Genomic DNA, 21,741 nt, shown 5'->3' with positions numbered 1-21,741 from the left:
TACGGTGCGGGGGCGGTTCTTTCGTGTGCTGACTATTCGGTGTCGCGGCGGCGCAGCAGTTCGTTCACGCTGACGGTCCGTCCGTCGCCACCGGAATGACGGCCCTCCTCGGCCTTGCCGGGCGCTTTACCGCCGCGCCGTGAGGAGCGCAGTTCGGCCATCCAGTTCTCGATGCTGTTGCGGTTCGGATCGTCGGCGGGTTCGGCGGGTTCCGCCGCGACCTCCGGCGCGCCGTGCTGAGTCGAATTGTCCTGTGTCGCATTGCGATCGATGAACCTGGGCAGCGGCATGGACGGCCGCGGGTCCGCGCCGGCGAAGGGTGCGACGGACGGCGTGGGCTGCGTCGGCTCGAACTTCGCCTCGGGACGCCGGGCGCCGTCCGGGGTCGCGGCCGGTGGCTCGAAGGGGGCCGGGGCGGGCGGCTCGAAGGTGTTCGCCGCGGGCGACTCGAACGCCGAGAACGGGGCGCCGGCGGACGTTTCCGTCCGGGGCGCCGGCGGCGGAGTGGGCCGCGGACCGGTGGGGTCGTGCGGGATGGACGAAAACGGGCGTGCCGCAGCCGGATCCGGTCTGCTCGTGGTCGGCGGGCTGACCCGCGGTGTGATCGGTTCCGGCGGGACCGCCGAATATCCGGTCGGGCGCGGCATGTTCGGGTCCGACAGGAAGCCTGCGGGCGGGATCGGCCGCTGCCGCGTCGGGTCGAGTGGCGCCGGGGCGGGCGCGGCCTGCGGCGGCTTCGGCGCGCCGGGCTTGATCTTGTCGAGGTGCTTGGTCGGCGCCTCGGCCTCGATCTCCTCCACCGTGCGCGGTCTGCGTGGCTTGCGCGGCTTGTTGGGGTCGGCCACGGCGGGGATCTGCATGGTGACCGGGTCGGTGATCGGCGTGGTCTTCACCAGGTCGACGACCTCGCCGCCACCGGGCCGCTCGTCGTCGAGGATGGGTTCGCCGAGCCCGATCTTCTGCTGGATCTTCTTCATCCAGGCGGGCGCCCACCAGCAGTCGTCGCCGAGCAGCTTCATGGTGGCGGGCACCAGCAGCATGCGCAGAATGGTGGCGTCGATGAAGAGCGCGGCGATCATGCCGTACGCGAGGTACTGCATCATCACCAGGTCGGAGAACGCGAACGCGCCGGTCACCACGAGCAGGATCAGCGCGGCCGCGGTGATGATCCGCCCGGTCTGCGCGGTGCCGATGCGGACCGCCTCGGTGGTGGACGCGCCCTGGGTGCGCGCCTCGACCATGCGGGAGAGCAGGAAGACCTCGTAGTCGGTGGAGAGGCCGTAGATCACCGCGATGATCAGCACGAGCACCGGCGACATGATCGGCTGCGGGGTGAAGTTCAGCAGCCGCGCGCCGTGCCCGTCGACGAAGATCCAGGTCAGGATGCCGAGCGTGGAACCCAGACCGAGCGCGCTCATCAACGCGGCCTTGATCGGCAGCACCAGGGAGCCGAAGGTCAGGAACATCAGCAGCGTGGTCACGAACAGCACCAGCGCGATCATCAGCGGCATGCGATCGAGCAGTGCGTCGATGCTGTCCTTCTGGATGACCGGCTGTCCGCCGACGTACATGGCCACGCCGTCGGGCACGTCGATCGAGCGCAGGTACTCGATCGTCGGGTCGGCGTTCTCCGAGTCGGCGAGCGTCGCGCTTGTGCGGTAGACGTTCGGATCGGTGTTGGAGCGCGACGGCACCTCGAAGGTGCCCGCGAGGCCGGGAGCCTGCTTGGCTTCGGCCCACGCCTTACCGACCTCGTTGCTGTTGTCCGAGACGAACACCAGCTGGATCGGATCGGACTTGCGCAGCGGGAAGATCGAGTCGAATTTCGCCTGCGCGAGCCGGGTCGAATTGTCCGGCGGCAGGTACCGCTCGTTGATGCCGCCGAAGGCGAGGTTCTTCACCGGGATGATCAGCAGGAGCAGCAGGATGCAGATCGGGATGGCGATCTTGAGCGGATGCCGCATCACCCAGCGGGTGCACTTGCCCCAGAAGCCGTTCTCGACTTCCTCGGCGGTCTTGGTCTTGCGGAACCGCTTGAGCCCCAACGCGTCCACCCGCGGCCCGAGCACGCCGAGCATGGCGGGCAGGATGGTGATGGAGGTCAGCGCGGCGAGCGAGACGGTCGCGATGGAGCCGTAGGCGATCGACTTGAGGAAGCCCTGCGGGAACAGCAGCATGCCGCCGAGGCTGGCGATGATCATGGTCGCGGAGAACACGACGGTACGGCCCGCGGTCATCACCGACCGGCGGACCGCGGCGGAGGTGCTGTAGCCCTCGGCGAGTTCCTCGCGGAACCGGCTCACGATGAACAGGCCGTAGTCGATCGCCAGACCCAGGCCGATCATCGAAACGACCGGCGCGACGAACGAATTCACCTCGGTGAACCTGGTGATGAAAAGGACGATGCCCTGCGCGCCGATCACGGTCAGACCACCGACGATCAGCGGCAGCCCGGCCGCGATCAAGCCGCCGAAGATGAAGAACAGCAGCACCGCGACCGCGGGGATGGCCAGGATCTCCATCCGGTGCTGGTCTTCGGCCATGGTGTCGTTCAACGTGCCCGCGACCGCCTGCAGCCCCGCGACCTGCACCGTGACGCCCGGAACGTCGAAGACGTTCTTGACCTTGCGGAAGTTGTTCAACATCTCGGTGTCGTTGTCGCCCTTGATGGCCAGCGACGCGAACGTGTACTTCTTGTCCTTCGAACCGAAGGTGAGCGGGGAGGCGGGGCCGGTCTCGGTCTGCCAGTAGGCGCCGTTGACCTTGGTGATCTCCGGGTACTTCTTCGGCAGGCTGTTCAGGCTGTCGAGCACCTTCGCCTTGAAGTCGGGATCATCGATCGTCTTGCCCTCGGGCGCGGTGTACAGCACGATCACGTCGCTGGTGTGATCGCGGCCGAACGCGGCGTCGGCGATCTTGGCGCCCTGTGCGGATTCCGACGTCGGGTCGTCCCACCCGCTGGAGCTGAGGTGGCTGCCCAGACCGAGGCCGTACCCGCCCAGCGCCAACAGCGCGGCCGCGACGACACCGACCACGCCGAAGCGCAGTTTGTAGACCAGATCGCCCCAGCGTGTGAACACTTAAGCGACTCCTTGGGCGGGGCGAGAGGTGAGCAGCGCCGACAGCGGCCGGAACGGCTGCAGCCAGGCGCCCTCGTCGGGCAGCGAGTCGAGGCTGACCCGGGGCAGCGGTTCACGGAACACGCCCGGGATGTCCTCGAGATCGATGAACTCGAGGGTATCGGATGTGACGGCCCAACTCGCGTGCTCGCGGAACCCGAGTACCTGAACAGGGATTCCGGCGGCGGCGAGTTCCTCGAGCGGCTCCCGGAACGCCTGACCGTCGGCCGAGGCGACCATGATGCCGGCCAATCCGGCACCGCGGCTGCGCAGTTCGATGTGCGCCAGCATGTCCGCGTCGACGTCGGAGTCCTCGTCGATCTTCGGCTTCGCGAACACCGCGTAGCCGACGTTGCGCAGCGCCTCTACCCACGGCCGCACCACGTCGGCGGTGCCGGGGGCGATATTGGTGAAGACGGTCGCTTCCGGTTCGACCCGGTGCACCGTGCCGACGGACAGCTCGGCCGTGCGCGCCAGCAGCCACCGGCCGAGCGCGTCGAACCGGGGCCGGTAGGCGGCGGTCGGCCGCCCACCGAGGATGGCTCCGAGACCCATGTCGAGGTTCGGGGCGTCCCACACCAGCAGGACCCGGCGCACGTCCGGCGTCGCGCCACCGAGACCCTCGGATCCGGTGCCCTGCACCTCCCCGGCAACTTCGACCACCTCGTGGGCCATCTCACTGACACTCATTATTCGATCTTCCCCCATATGAGCTCCGTGATGGCGCTACCCGCACGATGTGCCTTGCCTTCGAATTTCGTGACGGGCCTTTCGAAGCCGATCGGGGCGCTGTCCCGATGGTCCGCGCTGACCCCGCCCGTGCTCTCGTTCAGGCCTCTGAGCTGGCTCTCTTGCGCGCCGACCTCGGCAATGTGTTCGGCATAGCCTGCGTGATCGGTCGCGACATGCAACACACCGCCGGATTTCAATTTATTCGCGATCAACGTGAATGTGGCGGGTTGCAAGAGTCGGCGTTTGTGATGGCGGGCCTTCGGCCACGGGTCCGGAAAGAAAACTCGGACGCCCGTCAGCGACTCGTCAGCAACCATGTTTTCCAGCACGTCCACGGCGTCGCCGCGCAGCAGCCTGATGTTCGGGATCTGCTCGCGTTCGATCCGCTGCACCAGTTGCGCCAGGCCGGGCTGATAGACCTCGATCCCGATCAGGTTCAGGTGCGGCTCGGCCTGTGCCATGGCGGCGGTGGCGGTGCCGGTGCCACAACCGATTTCGATGACCAGGGGAGCTTCGCGGCCGAACCAGGCGGCGGCGTCCAGTGGTTCGTCGGCCACTTCGCGCCCGATGGTGGGCCACATGCGGTCCCACGATTGCTGCTGGGTCGCGGTCAGGGCGCCACGGCGCGACCGGAAACTGGTCACGCGTGGGTACAGGCGGGAGCCGGTGGTGCTCCGGGGGCCACGTTCCGCGGGACGGCCGGCGGCGGAGCCGACGGGGTGGGTGGGTTCAGTCGGGGCCGATCCTGTGGACGGCGGGCCCGGAACTGACTCGGCAGTATGGTTCGCGGCGTCGTTCACGGCGTCCATTGTCCAGCATCCGGCCAGTGGTGCGGCAATCGACTGCGCGCAAGCCGGCGAGCAGGAGGTCAGGCGGCGCGCGCGGGGGCGATCGGGGCCGCCGCCGCACTCTCCTGACGCAGCGGACGGCCGAGCGCGACCTTGGCCGCGGTCACCATCATCGCCAGCAATCCGCGCGCCGCCGCCGGCGACGCGGCGACCGACCACACCGTGCTGTCGCCCTCGTCGCTCACCGGTTGCCCGGCCAGCCGGTCGGCGAGCCAGTCCAGGCTGAGCGGCGTGGACAGCGGCAACAGCGAGAAATGCTCGCTCAACCGGTCCCGCACGTAGCTGACCAGCGCGCCGCCGCGTCGATAGCGGTCCACCTGTCCGTCTATGCCGTCCATGTGGATGACCTGATCGTGCACCGGCTGCACCACGAGCAGCGGACAGGTCGGCGTCGAATTACCGAGGCGCAGATCGTCGAACATCGCCTGGAACTCCGGGGTGGCGATCACCTCGTCGAGCGGGCGGGTCAGGTAGTCGTCCATGCGCTTGTTGGCCAGGCCGAAGATGGCGCCGAACGGCGTCGAGGTCTCGGCGCGGGCGACGAAACGGTGCCCGTCCAGGGTGAGTTCGTTCTGCAGCAGCGCGCCGAGCGCCGGGTACAGCCTGCGCAGGGCGGAGATCACGATCGCGGGCAGGCCCGCGTAGCTGGTGCCGTTCAACCGGGCGAACACCGCACCCGGATCACCCACGGGCGCGCCGAGTACCGCGCCGACGATATCGAGTTCCGGGGCGTAGGTCGGGGCCATCTCGACCGTCCACGAACTCGCCATGCCGCCACCGGAGTAACCCCACACCGCGATCCGGGTATCCGGACGCAGGCCGAGCGGCGCGAAGCGCAGTGCCGCGCGCATGCCGTCGAGCGCGCGGTAGCCGGGTTCGCGTGGGGCGCCGAAGTTTCCGCGCGGACCCTCGTGATCGGCGATGCTCACGGCCCAGCCGCGGCGCAGCGCGTTCGCCACGAGCAGCCATTCGAACTGGGTGACCGAGCCGAGCGCGCGGGCGCCGTAGCGCAATGCGTAAGAAGGAGAACATCTCTCGGTGACCGCGTCCATCGCGGTCTGAAAGGCCAGCAGCGGACGGTCTTGCGACGGGTCGGCGTCCTGAGGCAGCAGGACGGTGGTGATCGCCGCCTCCGGCGTGCCGTGCATATCGCTGCTGCGGTAGAGCAATTGCCAGGCGCAGACCTGCTGGGGCACAACGCCGAACAGGGCGAGTTCGATCTTGCGGCTGCGCAGGATGGTGCCGGGCGCCTTGGCGGCATACCCCTTGGGCGGCCGGTGGAACGGATCCGCGCTGGGCAGCAGTGGTTTACGGCCCGCTAGGGCGGGCTCCGATGCGCCGGCGTCGACGATATCCGCGGTCATCTCGACCTCCTCATCCGTGAGGCCGGTGTACCGCACTCGAAAAGCGAAGTTACGCACCAACTATGGCGCCGACCGTATTCAGCAGGGTAAATGACCGGCGCCGGGTCTGGGAAGACGGCAGGATCCTGCCAGTTCCGCATTACACTCGCCGACATGGGCAGACCAGCAGTGTTCATCACCGGCGCGGCAGCGGGTATCGGCCGGTCGACGGCGCTGCTTTTCGCTGCGCAGGGATACCAGGTCGGTGCCTACGACATCGATGAGGTGGGCCTGAGCAGGCTCGCCGCCGACATCACCGGCCAGGGCGGCAGCGTGCGCACCGGCGTACTGGATGTGACGAACGCCACCCAGTGGGCCGAGCGGCTCGCCGAGTTCCACGCCGAGGCCGGCGGCCTGGACGTCCTGATCAACAACGCGGGCATCCTGCGCGCGGGCCAGTTCGAGACGCTCGAACTGGCCGCCCATCAGGCGATCATCGACGTCAACCTCGGTGGGGTGCTCATCGGCACGCATGCGGCGTTCCGTTATCTGCGGGACACACCGGGCGCTCAAGTGGTGAACCTGTGCTCGGCCTCGGCCATCTACGGCCAGCCCGAACTCGCCAGTTACGGGGCGAGCAAGGCCGCGGTCAAAAGCCTCACGGAGGCACTGGATCTCGAATGGGAGCGGTTCGACATCCGGGTGATCGCGATCTGGCCGCTGTTCGTGGACACCGCGATGACCGACGGCGTGCAGACCGGCACGACCAAATCACTCGGCGTGCGACTGACCGCGCAGGACGTCGCCGAGGGCATTTGGGAGGCCACCCGTAAGCGAGGCAGGCTGCCCCGGGTGCACTACGAGATCGGGGCGCAGGCGAAGGTATTGGCCACCGCCGCCAAATACGCCCCGAACTGGGCGGTGCGCACGGTGAACAAATACTTCAGCGGCACCTGACCGGTCGCTGCCTGCGCCGCCGCGACTTCTGCAAGAATTGCGCACCGTAAAGGGGGTGCAGCATGCCGACAGCCACCGAGCACGAGGGACCGTTGCGCGAACGCGGCGTGCCGACGGGGGAAAAGGACTACCTCGATCAGCTGCTCGCGGACCTGGCCTTCGGGACCGGGCGGGACGCGCAGATCGGGTATGCGGCGGGGGCCGCGGTCAGTACGTGGCGTAAACCGCCGCGAATCCAAGTCACCGGCCGGGCCAACGCGGGCCGCACCACGGTGCTGCACGCGCTGGCGCTCATGTCCGCCGTCGAAACCGGGCCGGTCGACGAGCCGGAGACGCCGGAGCCGGCGCTCGACGCCGACATCGTCGTCTACGTACTGTCGGCGGCTCCGTCGCCCGCGGATCGACGGTTGATCGCCACGTTGCCGCCCGAGCGCACCGTCGTGGTCTTGAACAAGGCCGATGCGATCGGCGCGCGCTGGGCCGACGCGGTCACCGCCGCGGAGCAGTACGGCAGAGAGCTCGGCGTCGCTGTGCTGCCGGTGGTCGCCTCGCTCGCCGTCCGCACCCGAGCCGGCGCCATGACCGACGTCGATATCGCCGCGCTGCGCCGACTGCTCGCGAACGACGATGCGGCGCTGACCCTTTCGCCGGACCTCTTCGTCGCGCCCGGCCCGGACCAGGCCGCCCGCGTCGAACTGCTGCAGCGCTGGGACCTGTACGGGGTGACCTGCGCGCTCGCCGCACTCCGGCACGATCCGGAACTCGCGCCGCAGACCCTGCTGCAGATCCTGCACGCGGCGAGCGGTATCGACACGCTGCACCGGCTGCTGCATCGGCGCTATGAGCAGGTCTCCGCGCTGCGCGGCGGCGAACTGCTCGACGAACTCACGCGCCTGGCCGCCCGCGCGGTGCCCGCGGAGCAGAGCCGGGCCCGCGAGATCCTGGAGAAGTATCTCTTCGGGGACGACGCCCGCTGGCTCGGCCTGTGCGCCGGGCTGGCGCATCCGTCCGTCGCGCACCTGGCCGCGGGCTATCCCTCGCCCGCGCCGGCCGACGCCGACGACGCGATGGCCCGCGCCGCCCGCTGGCGCGCGGTCGTCGCCAGCGATATGCCCGCCACCGCCCGCCGTGCGGCGTTACGGGTGCACAACGGCTACGTCCGACTATGGGAACGGATGAGCAGTGCCGGTCTCTGACATACCGGACGGACCGCCGGGCGCCGGTCCGGCGGCCGATTCGCTGGACCTGCCCGCCGAGGACGAACAGCCGGGATCGGCCGCGCGCCCGTCCGGTCCGCTCGCGCCCGACGTCGAAGCGGTTGTCGCGCGGTGGAATCCGCAGGGGACCGCGCTGCTGCGCGCCGTGCGCGAGGGCGGCGCGGCGGGCTCGGTCCTGCTGATCGGCCCCCTCGACGCCAACACCACGCTGCTGCGGACCGAACTCGCGCGCTTCGAACCGCGGATTCCGCTCGCCGACCCGGTGGCCGAGGTGGGCCTGCCCGCGGAGACGGGATCGGCGCCCGCGTCGCTCGCGCTGATCCTGCTGGACGCGGGCACCACGCTCGGCGCCGACACGCTGCGCCTCGTGCGGCGCCTACGGTCCGACGGCACGCGGATCCTGCTCGCCATGAACGGCATCCACGCCTATCAGGACTGGCGCGCCGTGCGCGAGCGAGACCTGGCCCTGTTGGCCGGGCAAGGCGCGGGCGAGCTCGACATCCTGCCGGTCTCGGCGCGGCTGGCCGCGGCGGCCCGCACGTCCGGGGATGCCGGACTGATGGACCGCTCCGGGCTGGGCGCGCTGCACGCGCAGCTGGCCGCGGCGGCGCAGAGCGCGGAAGCCGACGGCGGCGACCGGCTCGCCGCCGTGACCGCGCGCGTGCTGACCGAAACCCGCCAGCGGGTCACCGAGCAGGTGACCACCCTGCGCTCCGGCGCCGAATCGGCCCGGCTGCGCGAGGAACGCGCGGTGCTGCTGGCCGGGCGCGACGGCGGCCGGGCCACCGCCATGTCCACCCTGCGCGGTCAATTGCACCTGGCCCGCGTCGACCTGATGACCGAGGTGGGCGCGCGGATCCGGGCGTTGCACACCGCGACCCGCGGCGATCTCGACCGGTTGCGCCGCCGCGACCTGACCGGCTACCCGGATCGGCTGCAGCACGCCGTGACCGAACTCACCGGCGGCGTCGATCAGGCCATCGACCAGCGGCTCGCCGAGCTGGCCGCGCATATCGGCGGCGTCGCCGCGCCGGAGACCGGACTGCCGCCGCGCCGCCGCGACCCCGCGCCCAGAGTCGGTCCGGACCCCGATCCGCGGCACCGGGGTGTCGAAGATCACCTCATGATCGTGCTGGGCGCGTCGGCCGGTGTCGGCCTCGGCCGGCTGCTGGTTTCGCCCTTCGCGCTCGTTCCGGCGCTCGACGTGGCAAGTGTGCCGGTGACCCTGCTGCTCGGCGCGGGCGCCGCGGGCTGGGTGGTGCGGGCGCGCGGGCAACTCGCCGATCGCGCGCACGTGCGGCAGTGGGTATCCGACGCGCTGATCAACGTAAAAGCCCAGCTCGAGCAGCGCGTGGCGACGGCGCTCGTGGAAACCGAGACGGTGCTGGCGGATCGCGTCGTGCGCGCCAGCGCCACCCGCATGGTCGATACCGATCGCCGGGTCGCCGAGGTCGAAGCGCGATTACGCCGGACCGTCGCCGAACAACCCGGACAACTCGCCGCATGTGAACGCGACATCGAGATCCTCGACCGCTGGATCACGCCGGTTGAATAACTATTGGGAATGGGTACATAGTGACGAACCCGATTCCGTACCGGTCGTCACATCGCGTTAACCTCTAATCAGGAACTTGGGCGTCCGCTAAGTCCTCGTCCGCCGTCCAGCCGGGGCGCGGCTTTCGACTGGTCGTAGCGGGTGCCTTCCCGCCAATGGTGGCGCTCGGTGTGTTACCGCTGGTCAAGGGCCTTGGGCCAAGCGGAGACAGATCGTAGGGACCGCCCATCTCAGGAGAGTTTTCATGACCTCAGCGACCATTCCTGGTCTTCGTGGATCCGACGGCAAACCGCCGACCGAGCACAGCGAACTACTCGCCTGGGTACAGGAAGTCGCAGAACTAACTCAGCCAGAGCGCGTGGTCTGGGCGGACGGTTCCGACGAAGAATGGGATCGCCTCACCACTCAGCTCGTCGAGGCGGGCACCTTCAAGCAGCTCGACCCGAAGAAGAAGCCGAATTCCTTCCTCGCGCTCTCCGATCCCTCGGACGTGGCCCGCGTGGAGTCGCGCACCTACATCTGTTCCAAGAGCGAGTCCGACGCCGGCCCGACCAACAACTGGGTCGACCCCGCCGAGATGCGCGCCACCATGACCGAGCTGTACCGCGGCTCGATGAAGGGCCGCACCCTATACGTGGTGCCGTTCTGCATGGGCCCGCTCGGCGCCGAGGACCCCAAGCTCGGCGTGGAGATCACCGACTCCGAGTACGTCGTCGTCTCGATGCGCGTGATGACCCGCATGGGTACCGCCGCGCTGGAGAAGCTCGGCACCGATCGCCCGTTCGTGAAGGCGCTGCACTCCGTCGGCGCCCCGCTGGCCGAGGGCCAGGCCGACGTGCCGTGGCCGTGCAACGACACCAAATACATCACCCACTTCCCGGAGGACCGCGAGATCTGGAGCTACGGCTCCGGCTACGGCGGTAACGCGCTGCTCGGCAAGAAGTGCTACTCGCTGCGGATCGCCTCGGCCATGGCCCACGACGAGGGCTGGCTGGCCGAGCACATGCTGATCCTCAAGCTGATCTCCCCCGAGAACAAGGCCTACTACATCGCCGCCGCCTTCCCGAGCGCCTGCGGCAAGACCAACCTCGCGATGATCCAGCCGACCGTCCCGGGCTGGCGCGCCGAAACCCTCGGCGACGACATCGCCTGGATGCGGTTCGGCAAGGACGGGCAGCTGTACGCGGTGAACCCGGAATACGGTTTCTTCGGCGTCGCGCCCGGTACCAACCGCAGCTCCAACCCGAACGCCATGGCCACCATGGAGGCGGGCAACACCGTCTACACCAACGTCGCGCTGACCGACAACAACGACGTGTGGTGGGAAGGCCTGGAGGGCGAGCCCGATCACCTGATCGACTGGAAGGGCAACGACTGGTACCTGCGGGAAACCGAGACGCTGGCCGCGCACCCGAACTCGCGCTACTGCACGCCGATGGCGCAGTGCCCGATCCTGGCCCCCGAGTGGGACGATCCGCAGGGCGTGCCGATCTCGGCGATCCTGTTCGGTGGCCGGCGCAAGACCACCGTCCCGCTGGTCACCGAGTCCTTCGACTGGCAGCACGGCGTTTTCATGGGCGCCACCCTGTCGTCGGAGCAGACCGCGGCCGCCGAGGGCAAGGTCGGCACCGTGCGCCGCGACCCGATGGCGATGATCCCGTTCATGGGCTACCACGTCGGTGACTACCTGAACCACTGGATCAACCTCGGCAAGAACGCCGACGCCACCAAGCTGCCGAAGATCTTCTACGTCAACTGGTTCCGGCGCGGCGAAGACGGCCGCTTCCTGTGGCCCGGCTTCGGCGAGAACTCCCGCGTGCTGGAGTGGATCGTCGGCCGTGTCGAGGGCACGGCCGAGGCCGAGGCCACCGCGATCGGCAACGTCCCCGTCGCCGCCCAGCTCGACCTCGACGGCCTGAAGGTCGACCCCGACGACGTCGACGAGGCCCTGAAGGTCGACGCCGACGAGTGGCGCAAAGAAATCCCGCTCATCGAGGAATGGTTCGAATTCGTCGGCGACAAACTGCCTTCCGGAGTTCGTGACGAATTCGAGGCCCTGAAAGAACGCCTCGGCTGATCCCCCGAGTTCGAACCGCCCGCACCGTTTTCGGTGCGGGCGGTTCCCTTTTGCCCCCCAAACAATTTCCGCACAGAATCAGCCGAATTCGTTGTGCGCCAGCCGGTGTGCAGTGCGCCCACGCATCGACAGATCCGGCGTCGCGGGGCCGCAACCGGTAGAACAGCCCTACGCGCCGCGGGTCGCTACCACGGCACTGTCGTGCCATCGACTGAGAGGATGTGACGGATAAGCCGTGAGTAGCTATCTGGTCGTCCAGCTGTACTGCACGCCGACGCAGGCGAAGGCAACCCGTTCAGCGTTGGAACGCGAGATTGCGAGGTTCCCGGAGTTCGCCGACGCGCGGATCGAGTTGGCTCGAGAGACCGAGGCCGATTACGAGATGCACCTGCATTGGGCTGCCGATCATCCTGGACAGGATCCTGCCGACAGGACGTACTACTTGATCCGGGTGGATTCGCCGACCGATGTTCCAGAGCCTGCACTGAGGGAGGCGGAAACCAAGGTCACTGAGTGGATCGACTCGGCCTACAACGACTCCGCCGACGAGATCGTCGAAGTGCAGTGGGGCAGCTACGCCGGGACCAAACTCCTGAGCTGAGTGAATCACGCACAGAAGGGCTGTCACCGTCGAAGAGACAGCCCTTTCGGCTCAGTCGCCGATGCTGAGTGACAAACTCATTCGTCGAAGGGGGCGTGGGTTATCAAGGGGCGCATGGCGGCTCGGGTGAGGAGCCATCGGGTGCGGCCGCGGGGGACGGCGGCGGCCTCGTTGGTGAGGGCGGCGGACATGTGGGCGGCGAAATTGTGGCGGGGGTGCCGGTGCAGGAGTTCGGTGACCCAGGCGGGGTCGAGGTCGGCCATGCGGGCGCCGACGACGTCGACGGACGCGCCCGCGTAGATGAAACGGCCTGGCTCGCTGAGGTCTTTGCCGGTGCCGGGGGTGATGTGGGTGGCGATGGCGGTGCCGATCGCGGCGGCCTGTTCGGCAGTGGCGCCCGCGCCGGTGACGAACTCGACGGCCCGTTCGGCGCCGGTGACCGCGAAACAGCGACCGGGCGTGGGGTGTTCGAGTTGCAGGTCGTGCAGCAGGCTGGCGACGTAGACGAGTTCGTCGTCGTAGCGAGCACCGTCGAGATCGGCGAGGACGCGGCCGAAAAAGTAGGTGCGGTAGGAATGTCCGAGCACATGGATGGAAAGTGCTTCGCGTGCTTGCTCTTCGGCAGCACGCGCGAGTGCGGAATCGGGTACTCGCAGGCCCGCGAAGTCGAGCCGTCCCGCACCGCGCCGACCGGCGGCGAGTCGTGCGCGGTCGGCGATGAGGGCGGGCAACGCCCGTGTGACGGTGACCAACAGCTGCCGGCGCTGCTTGCCCGACAGCGCACCGCCTGTCCTGATCGCCCATTCCCCGTCGATGCCGCGCGGCGTGCCCATTGCGAACCCCTCTCCACTGACTCGGGTTCAGTGAATCGCACGCGGGAGCGAGCAACGAGTGGCAGAGATGCCACGAATGCTCGGATTCGTGCCAAACTGCAGGGGTGAAACAGGTCGTCGCGCTCGCCCTGGACGGCGTCATGACCTATGACCTGGCCTGCGCCGTCCAGGTCTTCCGGCACGGACCGAGCAAGTTCGGCGAAGCGGCGGGCTTCGAGATGACCACGTGTGGCCTGCGCAGTGGGCCGGTGTGGACGCCCAACGGATTCGATCTGCGGGTGGACAGCGGGCTGGAATCCCTCGAGCAGGCCGACATCGTCGTCGTCCCCGGCATCGCCCTGCCCACGCTGCCACCACCGGACGACGCCCTCTCGGCACTGCGTGCCGCCGCGGCCCGGGGCGCGATCATGGTGAGCATCTGTGTCGGCGCGTTCGTGCTGGCCCGGGCCGGGCTGCTGGACGACCGGCCCGCGACCACGCACTGGGCGTACTGCGACGAGTTCGCCGATCTTTTCCCCGCGGTGAAATTGGACCCGGCAGCGCTCTACGTGGACGACGGCGATGTCCTGACCTCGGCGGGGTTGTCGGCCGGATTCGACCTGTGTCTGCATATCGCGCGCCGGGAACTCGGTGCCGGCCCCGCGGCCGAACTCGCCCGATGGAACGTGACGCCGCCGCACCGGACCGGCGGCCAAGCGCAATACATCCCGGATCCGTTGGCGGGCGGCAGCTTCCACGGCGGCCTGGCCGCGACGCTGGCGTGGGTGACGCGGGACCCGGCTGTCGCCCCGGATGTTTCGGCGATGGCGGCGCACGCGCTGATGAGCGAACGGACGTTCATTCGCCGGTTCAAACGGGAGGTCGGTACGACACCGCGGCGGTGGTTGGACGCGCAGCATACGGTGCGAGCCCGCGAATTGCTCGAAACCACCGACCTGCCAGTCGAAGTGGTGGCCGAGCGGTCCGGTTTCGGCAGTGTCACCGCACTGCGGGCGCATCTGCGTGCGGCGACCGGTGCGACCCCGGCGGACTATCGCCGGTCGCTACGCCGTTGACGTGTGCTCCCCAGTTGCGCTCCGGTGGGAAGTGGGGATGACGCGACAATAGGTACGCGTGAGCCTTCCGGCCGCGCACCGGTTTTCACGGTGCAGGAGTCGAATCCCGTTCCATGCCAACAAATACCCGGCGAGAACGGCTCGGGACGGGTGTGGGAATCCTCGCGGCAACCATCCCGTCCGCGGCCGGTCTATGACACGTCATCCACACCCGTTGCGCGTGTTTCCCGCCGCGTGAGCCGGAATGTGTGGTGCTATTGGTCATGGTCGGTGGTCACGGAATCGCGAGCAGGGAGCGTTTGCCAAGGCGCGGCATGGGGTAGTTGCCTGATGTGTGAGGTTTGCGCACAGGTGGCTTATGCTTGCAGTGTTCTTGGTCTCATGACCTGCCAGTCCGATTGCTAACCGTTAACTGATCGACTGAACTACTTCCCTATCGACATCGAATTCCCGCGCTGCGGCAAGACGATGAGATCGACGCGCGAGAGGTGGTTGGAGCATGACCGATCTGGAGACGGGCGCGTCCATCGCGCCCCTGGTGACCGGCTTCGAGCTGGCCACGCTCAGCACGCCCTTGCGCCGCGCCGCCGGGCGCCTGCAGGCCGTCCTGCCGCCGGGATGGCGCGTCGAGATCGTCGACGCGCCGGGCCTGACCGGCCGCGAGAGCGAGCCGGTCCTGCGGGTGGTCATGCCGACGGACTGAGGCGCCGCCACGTCCCGGCTGGGTTCCGCTAGCCGGTCCACCCCATCGGCATGAGCACCGACTTCTGCTCGCAGAACGAGTCGAGCCCTTCGGGGCCGTTCTCGCGGCCGAGTCCGGAATTCTTGTAGCCGCCGAACGGTGAGCTGGGGTCGAACGCATACCAATTGATCGCGTAGGTGCCGGTGCGCACCCGCGCGGCAATCTCGGCACCGTGCTCGACGTCGGTCGTCCAGACCGAGCCCGCCAGGCCGTAGACCGAGTCGTTGGCGATGGCCACCGCCTCGTCCTCGGTCTCGTAGGGGATCACCGACAGCACCGGCCCGAAGATCTCCTCCTGCGCGATGGTCGACTTGTTGTCCACATCGGCGAAGATGGTCGGCTCGACGAACCAGCCCCGATCCAGACCCTCAGGGCGGCCGCCGCCCAGCACCAGGCGCGCGCCCTCCGCCTTGCCCTTCGCGATGTACCCCTCGACCCGTTCCCGCTGCCGCTCGGAGATCAGCGGGCCGAGCTGCACCGCGGGGTCCGCGGGATCGCCGACCTGCATGGTCCGCACGTGCGCGACGAGCGCGTCGACGGTCTCGTCATAACGACTGCGCGGCGCGAGGATTCGGGTCTGCGCGACGCAACCCTGCCCGCTGTTCATCAGCCCGGAGAAGGCGAGCACGGGAATGGTGGCCGCGATGTCCATGTCCGGCAACAGGATTGCCGCGGACTTGCCGCCGAGTTCCAGGGACACGCTCTTGAGCCGGCCGGTGGCGATCGCGCCGATCTTCCGGCCGACCGCGGTGCTGCCGGTGAAGGTGACCTTGTCGACGCCCGGATGTGAAACCAGGTACTCCGCGGCCTCGGGTTCGGCGGGCAGCACCGAGAGCACGCCCTCGGGCAGGCCCGCCTCGGTGAAGATGTCGGCGAGCAGATTGGCCGTGATCGGTGTCAGCGGTGCGGGTTTCAGCACCACGGTGCAACCGGCGAGCAAGGCCGGTCCGAGCTTGTTGGCGGCGAGGAACAGCGGGACATTCCACGCGGTGACCGCCGCGACGACTCCGCGCGGCTCACGGCTCACCCGCGCGGTGCCGAAGAGTCCGGTGCGAGTCTCGTTCCAGGGGAACGTCTTCGCGAGTGCCGCGCACGCGTCCAGCGCGGCGACCGCGGGAATCTGGTTGAGCGTCATGGCGATCATCTGCGGTGCGCCCATTTCCGCGGTGAGCGCGGCGAGCAGCTCGGCCGAACGCTGCTCGATCAGCCGCGCGGCCCGGGTGAGTACTTCGGCCCGCTCCTGTGGCGGCGTAGCGGGCCACGGGCCGTGGTCGAAGGCGTGCCGGGCGGCGGCGACCGCCGCGTCGACGTCGGCCCTGGTGACCGCGGGGACGCTGCCCACCGGCTCGACCGTGACCGGCGAGATGACCTGAACGCGCTCGGTGGAGGCCGGCGCAGTCCAGCGGCCGCCGATGAACAAGCTGTCGTAATGCATGAGAACACGTTACAGTTTTGTGGTCCGGTTGTCTGTAACCTGTTCCAGTTCTGCGCGCGGAGGGCGGCGCTGAGCTGGACGGATCCCAACCTGTCGGTTCGCTTTTCGTAGAACGCACTATTGCGTTCTGTTGCTGAAAAGAGGATGCTGTTAGCTACTGATCAGCTCGCTCGATTTCTGAACCGATACCGCAATTGGGGAGACCGAGTCATGGCGGTGCAAGTAGTCGGCAGATCGCTGATGACCAGCGACCAGACCGAACATCAAGCGAAGAGCGTCGGCGCGGGCGGCTGGGTGGTGTCCTTCCTACCGGGGCGCACGCTGACCATCGAGCAAGCAACCGCAGCCATGCAAGCCGCTGAAGCAGTAGCCGTCGTGGGGGCTTTAGCCGATCAGGTCGGTCTCACCACACTGGAAACCGTCGGTCTCGCGATCCAGGAATCGCCGTGGAGCCGGCCGCTGCACGAACCGTGCGGCAGGCGCACCTGGCGGCGCGGGTGGCTCGAGCACTGAGTCGCCTTCGCGCACTGAACCGTCGCTACGCCTTGGTGGCGACCACGACGAGATTGCTCACCAGTAACTCCCGCAGTGCCGGGATGCGCACGAGCCACCACGCCCAGCGCGGATGGTAGCGCGGGAAAACGGTGCGCACGTCGGCTGAAGTCGTTGCCGCCCACCGTAATCCGTCCGCCGCACGAACCGCGAACAAGGACCTGCCGAATCGGTTCTTCGGTTCCCGCCCCTGCTTACGCCGGTACCGCCGCGCCGCGTACTCGCCGCCGAGGTAGTGCCACGGTCCCGTTTCGTGCCCGCCGAACGGGCCGAGCCACACCGTGTACGACAGCACGATCAACCCGCCCGGCCGCGTCACGCGCACCATCTCGTCCGCCATCAGCCACGGGTCCGGTACATGCTCGGCGACATTGGACGAAAAGCAGATGTCCACCGCGTCATCGCGGAACGGCAGCGCCATCCCCGAGCCGCGCACCGCACCCGCCGCAGACAAACCGGCCGCGTGCATTTCGGACGGGTCCGGTTCCACCGGGATATAGCGTGCGCCCGCGCGCCGGAACTCGTCGGCGAAGTAGCCCGGCCCGCCGCCGACATCGAGAATCGTCGCCCCGGTCAGATCCTGGCCGGTGAGGTCTGTGTAGAAATCGCCGAGCATCGCCGCGCTGTCCTCGGCGAGGCCGCCGTAGAACACCGCCGGATCGGACTGCTCGAACCGGAAACTGCCGAGCAGGCGCAGCGACCGGCGCAACGTCGCGCGTCGCGCGAACCGGGGGGCCGCGCCATCGGCGGGCGATTTTTCGGCTCTCAACACGGCGCCGAGTCTCGCATAACGGTGTTGTGGAGCTGTCGTCCGCTCCTGCGCTCGCGCGGGGCGGGCAAGCCTGCCGATAACCAGGCCGGCGCGGCGCGGTTGCCGATCATGTGCCTGCGTATGCGCCGGTGATCGGCTTCGCGGCGGGTCGCCGGGTTAGGGTGTAGCCCGATATCCGACGTTCCCGAACCCGGGACCACCTGACCGAGAGAAGCTCGACCGTGCGCGAAGTCCTCCTGCTGTGCTGGCGCGACACCGGGCACCCGCAGGGCGGCGGCAGCGAACGCTACCTCGAGCAGGTCGGCGCGCAGCTCGCGGCACGCGGTGTCAAGGTCACCCTGCGCACCGCTCGCTATCCGGGCGCGCCCAAGCGTGAACACCTCGACGGCATCGACATCAGCCGGGCCGGTGGGCGCTACTCCGTCTATCCGCGGGCACTGGCCGCGATGGCGCTCGGCAGGCTCGGCCTCGGGCCGCTGCGCGACGTGCGACCCGACGCCATCATCGACACGCAGAACGGCATCCCGTTCTTCGCCACCGCGGCCGCCAAGGCGCCGGCGGTGGTGCTGGTGCATCACGGCCATCGGGAACAGTGGCCGGTCGCCGGGCGGCTGGTCGGCCGGATCGGCTGGTGGATCGAATCGCGACTCTCGCCGCGCGTACACCGGCGCAATCAATACCTGACCGTTTCGCTGCCCTCGGCCGAGGAACTCGCCACCCTCGGCGTCGAGCAGACCCGGATCGCGGTGGTGCGCAACGGCGCTGAACCCGTCCCCGCCGACGCGCCGACCGGCGCCGCCGAAACCCGCACGGACAACCCGCGCATCGTGGTGCTGTCGCGGCTGGTGCCGCACAAGCAGATCGAGGACGCGCTCGCGGTCGTCGCGCGACTACGCCCCGAAATCCCCGGCCTGCATCTCGACGTGATCGGCGACGGCTGGTGGGCCGACAACCTGAAAGCCGACGCCGCGCGACTCGGCATCGCCGACGCCCTCACCTTCCACGGACACGTCGACGAACGCCGCAAACACGAATTGCTCTCCCGCGCTTGGGTGCACGTGCTGCCCTCGCGTAAAGAAGGCTGGGGGCTCGCCGTCATCGAAGCCGCGCAGCACGGCGTCCCCACGATCGGCTACCGCAGTTCCCGCGGTCTCACCGACTCGATCATCGACGGCGTCACCGGACTGCTGGTAGACGACGTCCCCCAATTGTCCGACGCAGTAGGCGAACTGCTCGGCGACCACGCCGCCCGCACGGTGATGGGCGAGAAGGCGCGGGCCCGCGCCCGGGAATTCTCCTGGGAGCAAACGGGTAACGGGGTGTACGAGGTGCTGGCCGCAGTCGCACGCGGCGAGCGCACGTCGGGGTTGATCGCCCCGCGCCCGGTCGGTTGAGTTCGCGCGGGCGAATTGTGTGGGACTGAGTCTGCCCGTCGAGACTTGGCGCGCGTTTCCCGTGGCGGTTGCGTGGTTCGTGGTGGTGCCGTGGGCTTTTCGGTGGTCAACGGCCTGGCCCGTTTGGTGCCGCGGGCGATCGAGTGGGGCGCAGGCTGTGCGACTGCGTGCGTGACCTCTTCGTAAGTACTGCTGGTGGTTCTGCGCGGGGCTGGAATTGCTCAGCTAAGAACGTGATGCGCGTGTCCTGAGGTGCAGGGGTCTCGGTGCGAGGGTGCGCGCCAGGACTGCAAGGAGCACGCCGCCGAGAAGTAGTGCGGCCCAAAGGAGATGGGCGGCGATGACCAGTAGGCGATTCGAGGGGGAGCCCGTGCGCTCGTCGATCGGGCCGGGCACGCGGTACAACGTGAGGTCGGTGTCGGTGTACACCTGATCCAGTTGCGCGAGTGTGGTTTTCGATTCGCCGAGCGGGCCGGGAGTACCGCGTTCCAGCAGCACCCAGCCGACGCCCTGCCCGGCCAGCTCCGCAGCCGAACCACCGTGCAGGAGCAAACCTTCCACCGTGCGAGCCCGCGTGCCCTCTCCGGCCACCGTGCGCCCGCGCACCGGCAGCTCGCCGGTCTGCAACACGTCGCGCGGCAGGAGGCGGGGTGCCGGGTCGAGCACCGCGACAGTCCCGCTGTACCGGAACTTCCGAAACATTCCCCCCGGCAACACCGCAACGTCCCCCGGCCCATCCACCCGCTCGGCAACCTCCCCCCACCCCGCGGGGTAGTGCACCGGCCGCAACGCCCCTCCCACGCCCCAAGCGAGATCCAGCAGCGGCAGCACCAGCAAAACGATGAAAACACCTGCGACCGTGCGGGTCAGCGCTCTGCCTGGAGTGGTGTGTGGCGTGGCAACGCGAGACGAGGCAGCGGACGCAGTGGCGTGGTCGGCTGCGTCGACCGGGGGTGGCGTGTCGGACAGCAACGGATCGTCGCGGCCGCGCAGCGACTGGCCGATGGTGTCCGGAGTTGTGGCGGTACGGGCGATCCCGTCGCTCCCCGCTGTGCCGGCGTGGGATGCGGCGTCCTCGGCTGTCGCGGTGTCGGCCTCGGGTGCGGTGGTGCCGGTGTCGGAGGTGGTGGCCGTGCAGGTACTGCCTTGGGCCGTGGCGGTGCTTGTGCTGGTCGTGGCTGCGCTGGCTGGAGGTGTGGGGGCGCTGACTGGGGATATGGCGTCAGTTGTTGCCGGTGCGCCCTCGGCACGTTCGGGGTCGAGGGTTGACGGACTGGCGCCGGATGGGATTCGTTGGGCCGCAGTTGTACCGGGCGATTGCTCGTTCCGGGCGGAGTGGCAGCGGGCGGCGAGCAGCGTGCAGCTTGCGGCGGCGCACAGGGCGTAGGCGGGCACGGCGAGTGCGACGTATTTCTGTGTGTCGCGGAGCAATCCGGTGCCGGGGACGTGGGCGACGAGCCATTCCAGCAGGTGCATGCCCCAAGGGGTGGCGCCGAGGGCGGGCAGCAGGATCGCAAGTGCCGCGACGACGACGAGCGCCCGGAGCACGTAGCGGTTGCCCTGCGCAGTCCAGACCGAGCGCAGACCGGTGGCGACGATGGCGAGCAACAGGAGGGTCCCGATCAACGCGAGCAACGTTGTCCGCGTGGCCGGTACCGCGTCCCCGTTCCAGATCCCGCCGAGACCCGCCAGGCTCCCCAGCGTGCCGAGACCGGGCTCGGCCCGAGCGGCGAACGCCGCGATCCCCGCCGGATCCGACGGCTCGCTCCCGGACCCGGACACCGCGGTCGCCAGCAACCACGGCACGGACGCGAGCGCGACCAGCACCGCGACCCCGGCGAACCGCCGCCGCCCGACCACCACCAGCGCGGTCACCGCCCCGAGCACCGCACCGGTCGGCGTAAGTCCCGCCGCCGCGAGCGCCCCCGCCAACCCGGCCCAATTCCGCAGTGCAGCAAACCAGCCGACGGATGTCCCAGGTGCTGGACCACAGCGCATCGGAACGCGAATGCGGTTGGCGGCCAGGATGATCCAGGGGAGGGCGGCGTAGCCGGTGAGCAGGCTCCAGTGGCCTTGGAGGAGTCGTTCGGCGAGGTAGGGATTCCAGAGTGCGACGGTGCTCGCGACGAGTTGAGCGGGCACGGGTGCGTGGAGAAGTTCGCGAACCAGTACGGCGGCACCGTAACCGGCCGCCCACAGCGCGAGGAGCAGGATCGCTTTGACGATGAGGCCGCCGTCGAGCAGCGGCGACAGCACCGCGAGCATCGCGTCCTGCGGGACCGCGCGCGGGGCCGCGTCACCGAGTCCGAGGGCGGAGCCGGTGAGATAGGAACGTGGGGTACTCACCGCGTCGCGCAGCAACAGATATCCCGGACCCAGGAGCGGTCCCATGATGAGCAGCGTGAGCACCGCGCTGTACCCGGCGGGGACGAACTTCCCCCACCGCCCGGGCTCCCTCGGCTCGCTCGCGTTCACGCTTGTGCACCCTACGTCCATTACGTCGCGGCAT

16 protein-coding genes and 1 pseudogene are annotated in these 21,741 nt (G+C 68.9%); 9 read left to right on the top strand and 8 right to left on the bottom strand.

The window, feature by feature from the left end; genetic code table 11:
* Nucleotides 1-32: 32 nt before the first annotated feature.
* From O3I_RS40925 to O3I_RS40910, 4 genes are read right to left on the bottom strand one after another with little or no spacing between them, the layout of a single operon-like run.
* Complete coding sequence (locus tag O3I_RS40925) at nucleotides 33-3,080, bottom strand: MMPL family transporter (RefSeq protein ID WP_014988956.1); 3,048 nt, start codon at nucleotides 3,078-3,080, stop codon at nucleotides 33-35.
* Nucleotides 3,081-3,809, bottom strand: a complete 729-nt coding sequence (locus O3I_RS40920; protein ID WP_014988955.1) for an NYN domain-containing protein — start codon at nucleotides 3,807-3,809, stop codon at nucleotides 3,081-3,083.
* The gene (trmB, locus tag O3I_RS40915) at nucleotides 3,809-4,660 is read right to left on the bottom strand and encodes a tRNA (guanosine(46)-N7)-methyltransferase TrmB (protein WP_014988954.1); all 852 of its coding nucleotides are present in this window, start codon (nucleotides 4,658-4,660) and stop codon (nucleotides 3,809-3,811) included. The genes O3I_RS40920 and trmB overlap by 1 nt, the downstream gene beginning before the upstream one ends.
* Before the next feature lie 59 nt (nucleotides 4,661-4,719).
* Nucleotides 4,720-6,063, bottom strand: a complete 1,344-nt coding sequence (locus O3I_RS40910; RefSeq protein WP_051067097.1) for a lipase family protein — start codon at nucleotides 6,061-6,063, stop codon at nucleotides 4,720-4,722.
* A 153-nt stretch (nucleotides 6,064-6,216) separates the two neighbouring features.
* Between O3I_RS40910 and O3I_RS40905 the strand changes: the two genes are divergently transcribed.
* The 5 genes from O3I_RS40905 (at nucleotide 6,217) to O3I_RS40885 (ending at nucleotide 12,449) form a co-directional block, all read left to right on the top strand.
* The gene (locus tag O3I_RS40905) at nucleotides 6,217-6,999 is read left to right on the top strand and encodes an SDR family oxidoreductase (RefSeq protein ID WP_041563191.1); all 783 of its coding nucleotides are present in this window, start codon (nucleotides 6,217-6,219) and stop codon (nucleotides 6,997-6,999) included.
* A gap of 62 nt (nucleotides 7,000-7,061) precedes the next feature.
* A complete protein-coding gene (locus O3I_RS40900) occupies nucleotides 7,062-8,195 on the top strand; it encodes a hypothetical protein (protein WP_014988951.1) in 1,134 nt (377 codons plus the stop codon).
* The gene (locus tag O3I_RS40895) at nucleotides 8,182-9,771 is read left to right on the top strand and encodes a hypothetical protein (RefSeq protein ID WP_014988950.1); all 1,590 of its coding nucleotides are present in this window, start codon (nucleotides 8,182-8,184) and stop codon (nucleotides 9,769-9,771) included. The genes O3I_RS40900 and O3I_RS40895 overlap by 14 nt, the downstream gene beginning before the upstream one ends.
* Before the next feature lie 244 nt (nucleotides 9,772-10,015).
* Nucleotides 10,016-11,848 carry a phosphoenolpyruvate carboxykinase (GTP) gene (locus O3I_RS40890; protein ID WP_014988949.1) on the top strand — a complete coding sequence of 611 codons (1,833 nt, stop codon included), beginning with the start codon at nucleotides 10,016-10,018 and terminating at the stop codon, nucleotides 11,846-11,848.
* Between the two features lie 235 nt (nucleotides 11,849-12,083).
* Nucleotides 12,084-12,449: a hypothetical protein gene (locus O3I_RS40885; RefSeq protein ID WP_014988948.1), complete on the top strand. Its 366-nt coding sequence runs from the start codon at nucleotides 12,084-12,086 to the stop codon at nucleotides 12,447-12,449.
* 77 nt (nucleotides 12,450-12,526) lie between these two features.
* On the opposite strand, the gene O3I_RS40880 is transcribed toward O3I_RS40885, so the two are convergent.
* Nucleotides 12,527-13,282, bottom strand: coding sequence for a phosphohydrolase (locus O3I_RS40880; RefSeq protein WP_014988947.1), 756 nt, complete (start codon nucleotides 13,280-13,282; stop codon nucleotides 12,527-12,529).
* A gap of 104 nt (nucleotides 13,283-13,386) precedes the next feature.
* On the opposite strand from O3I_RS40880, the gene O3I_RS40875 reads away from it, so the two are divergent.
* Nucleotides 13,387-14,337, top strand: a complete 951-nt coding sequence (locus tag O3I_RS40875; RefSeq protein WP_014988946.1) for a GlxA family transcriptional regulator — start codon at nucleotides 13,387-13,389, stop codon at nucleotides 14,335-14,337.
* 499 nt (nucleotides 14,338-14,836) lie between these two features.
* On the top strand, nucleotides 14,837-15,040 hold the full coding sequence (locus tag O3I_RS40870; RefSeq protein ID WP_014988945.1) for a hypothetical protein: 204 nt from the start codon (nucleotides 14,837-14,839) through the stop codon (nucleotides 15,038-15,040).
* 28 nt (nucleotides 15,041-15,068) lie between these two features.
* On the opposite strand, the gene O3I_RS40865 is transcribed toward O3I_RS40870, so the two are convergent.
* A complete protein-coding gene (locus tag O3I_RS40865; RefSeq protein WP_014988944.1) occupies nucleotides 15,069-16,514 on the bottom strand; it encodes an aldehyde dehydrogenase in 1,446 nt (481 codons plus the stop codon).
* 210 nt (nucleotides 16,515-16,724) lie between these two features.
* On the opposite strand from O3I_RS40865, the gene O3I_RS40860 reads away from it, so the two are divergent.
* On the top strand, nucleotides 16,725-17,027 hold the full coding sequence (locus O3I_RS40860; protein ID WP_014988943.1) for a hypothetical protein: 303 nt from the start codon (nucleotides 16,725-16,727) through the stop codon (nucleotides 17,025-17,027).
* A gap of 25 nt (nucleotides 17,028-17,052) precedes the next feature.
* Here the strand turns inward: O3I_RS40860 and O3I_RS40855 are convergent, their stop codons facing one another.
* On the bottom strand, nucleotides 17,053-17,838 hold the full coding sequence (locus O3I_RS40855; protein ID WP_014988942.1) for a class I SAM-dependent methyltransferase: 786 nt from the start codon (nucleotides 17,836-17,838) through the stop codon (nucleotides 17,053-17,055).
* Between the two features lie 221 nt (nucleotides 17,839-18,059).
* Here O3I_RS40855 and O3I_RS40850 point away from each other — a divergent pair, with 221 nt between their 5' ends.
* Entirely contained in the window at nucleotides 18,060-19,232 is a 1,173-nt protein-coding gene (locus tag O3I_RS40850; RefSeq protein ID WP_014988941.1) for a glycosyltransferase family 4 protein, read from the top strand.
* Nucleotides 19,233-20,594: 1,362 nt separating this feature from the next.
* On the opposite strand, the pseudogene O3I_RS47130 reads toward O3I_RS40850, so the two are convergent.
* Nucleotides 20,595-21,728, bottom strand: a pseudogene (locus tag O3I_RS47130) (hypothetical protein); the annotation flags it as partial.
* Nucleotides 21,729-21,741 lie beyond the last annotated feature (13 nt).

The organism is Nocardia brasiliensis ATCC 700358 (assembly GCF_000250675.2).
In the GTDB taxonomy this organism is placed as follows: domain Bacteria; phylum Actinomycetota; class Actinomycetes; order Mycobacteriales; family Mycobacteriaceae; genus Nocardia; species Nocardia brasiliensis_B.
This window is presented reverse-complemented; position numbering and strand designations above follow the sequence as displayed.

Excerpts from the sequence above, each read along its gene's own strand:
- O3I_RS40920 (WP_014988955.1), bottom strand. The coding sequence starts at position 3,809 with ATGAGTGTCAGTGAGATGGCCCACGAGGTGGTCGAAGTTGCCGGGGAG.
- trmB (WP_014988954.1), bottom strand. The coding sequence starts at position 4,660 with ATGGACGCCGTGAACGACGCCGCGAACCATACTGCCGAGTCAGTTCCG.
- O3I_RS40910 (WP_051067097.1), bottom strand. The coding sequence starts at position 6,063 with ATGACCGCGGATATCGTCGACGCCGGCGCATCGGAGCCCGCCCTAGCG.
- O3I_RS40905 (WP_041563191.1), top strand. The coding sequence starts at position 6,217 with ATGGGCAGACCAGCAGTGTTCATCACCGGCGCGGCAGCGGGTATCGGC.
- O3I_RS40900 (WP_014988951.1), top strand. The coding sequence starts at position 7,062 with ATGCCGACAGCCACCGAGCACGAGGGACCGTTGCGCGAACGCGGCGTG.
- O3I_RS40890 (WP_014988949.1), top strand. The coding sequence starts at position 10,016 with ATGACCTCAGCGACCATTCCTGGTCTTCGTGGATCCGACGGCAAACCG.
- O3I_RS40880 (WP_014988947.1), bottom strand. The coding sequence starts at position 13,282 with ATGGGCACGCCGCGCGGCATCGACGGGGAATGGGCGATCAGGACAGGC.
- O3I_RS40870 (WP_014988945.1), top strand. The coding sequence starts at position 14,837 with ATGACCGATCTGGAGACGGGCGCGTCCATCGCGCCCCTGGTGACCGGC.
- O3I_RS40865 (WP_014988944.1), bottom strand. The coding sequence starts at position 16,514 with ATGCATTACGACAGCTTGTTCATCGGCGGCCGCTGGACTGCGCCGGCC.
- O3I_RS40860 (WP_014988943.1), top strand. The coding sequence starts at position 16,725 with ATGGCGGTGCAAGTAGTCGGCAGATCGCTGATGACCAGCGACCAGACC.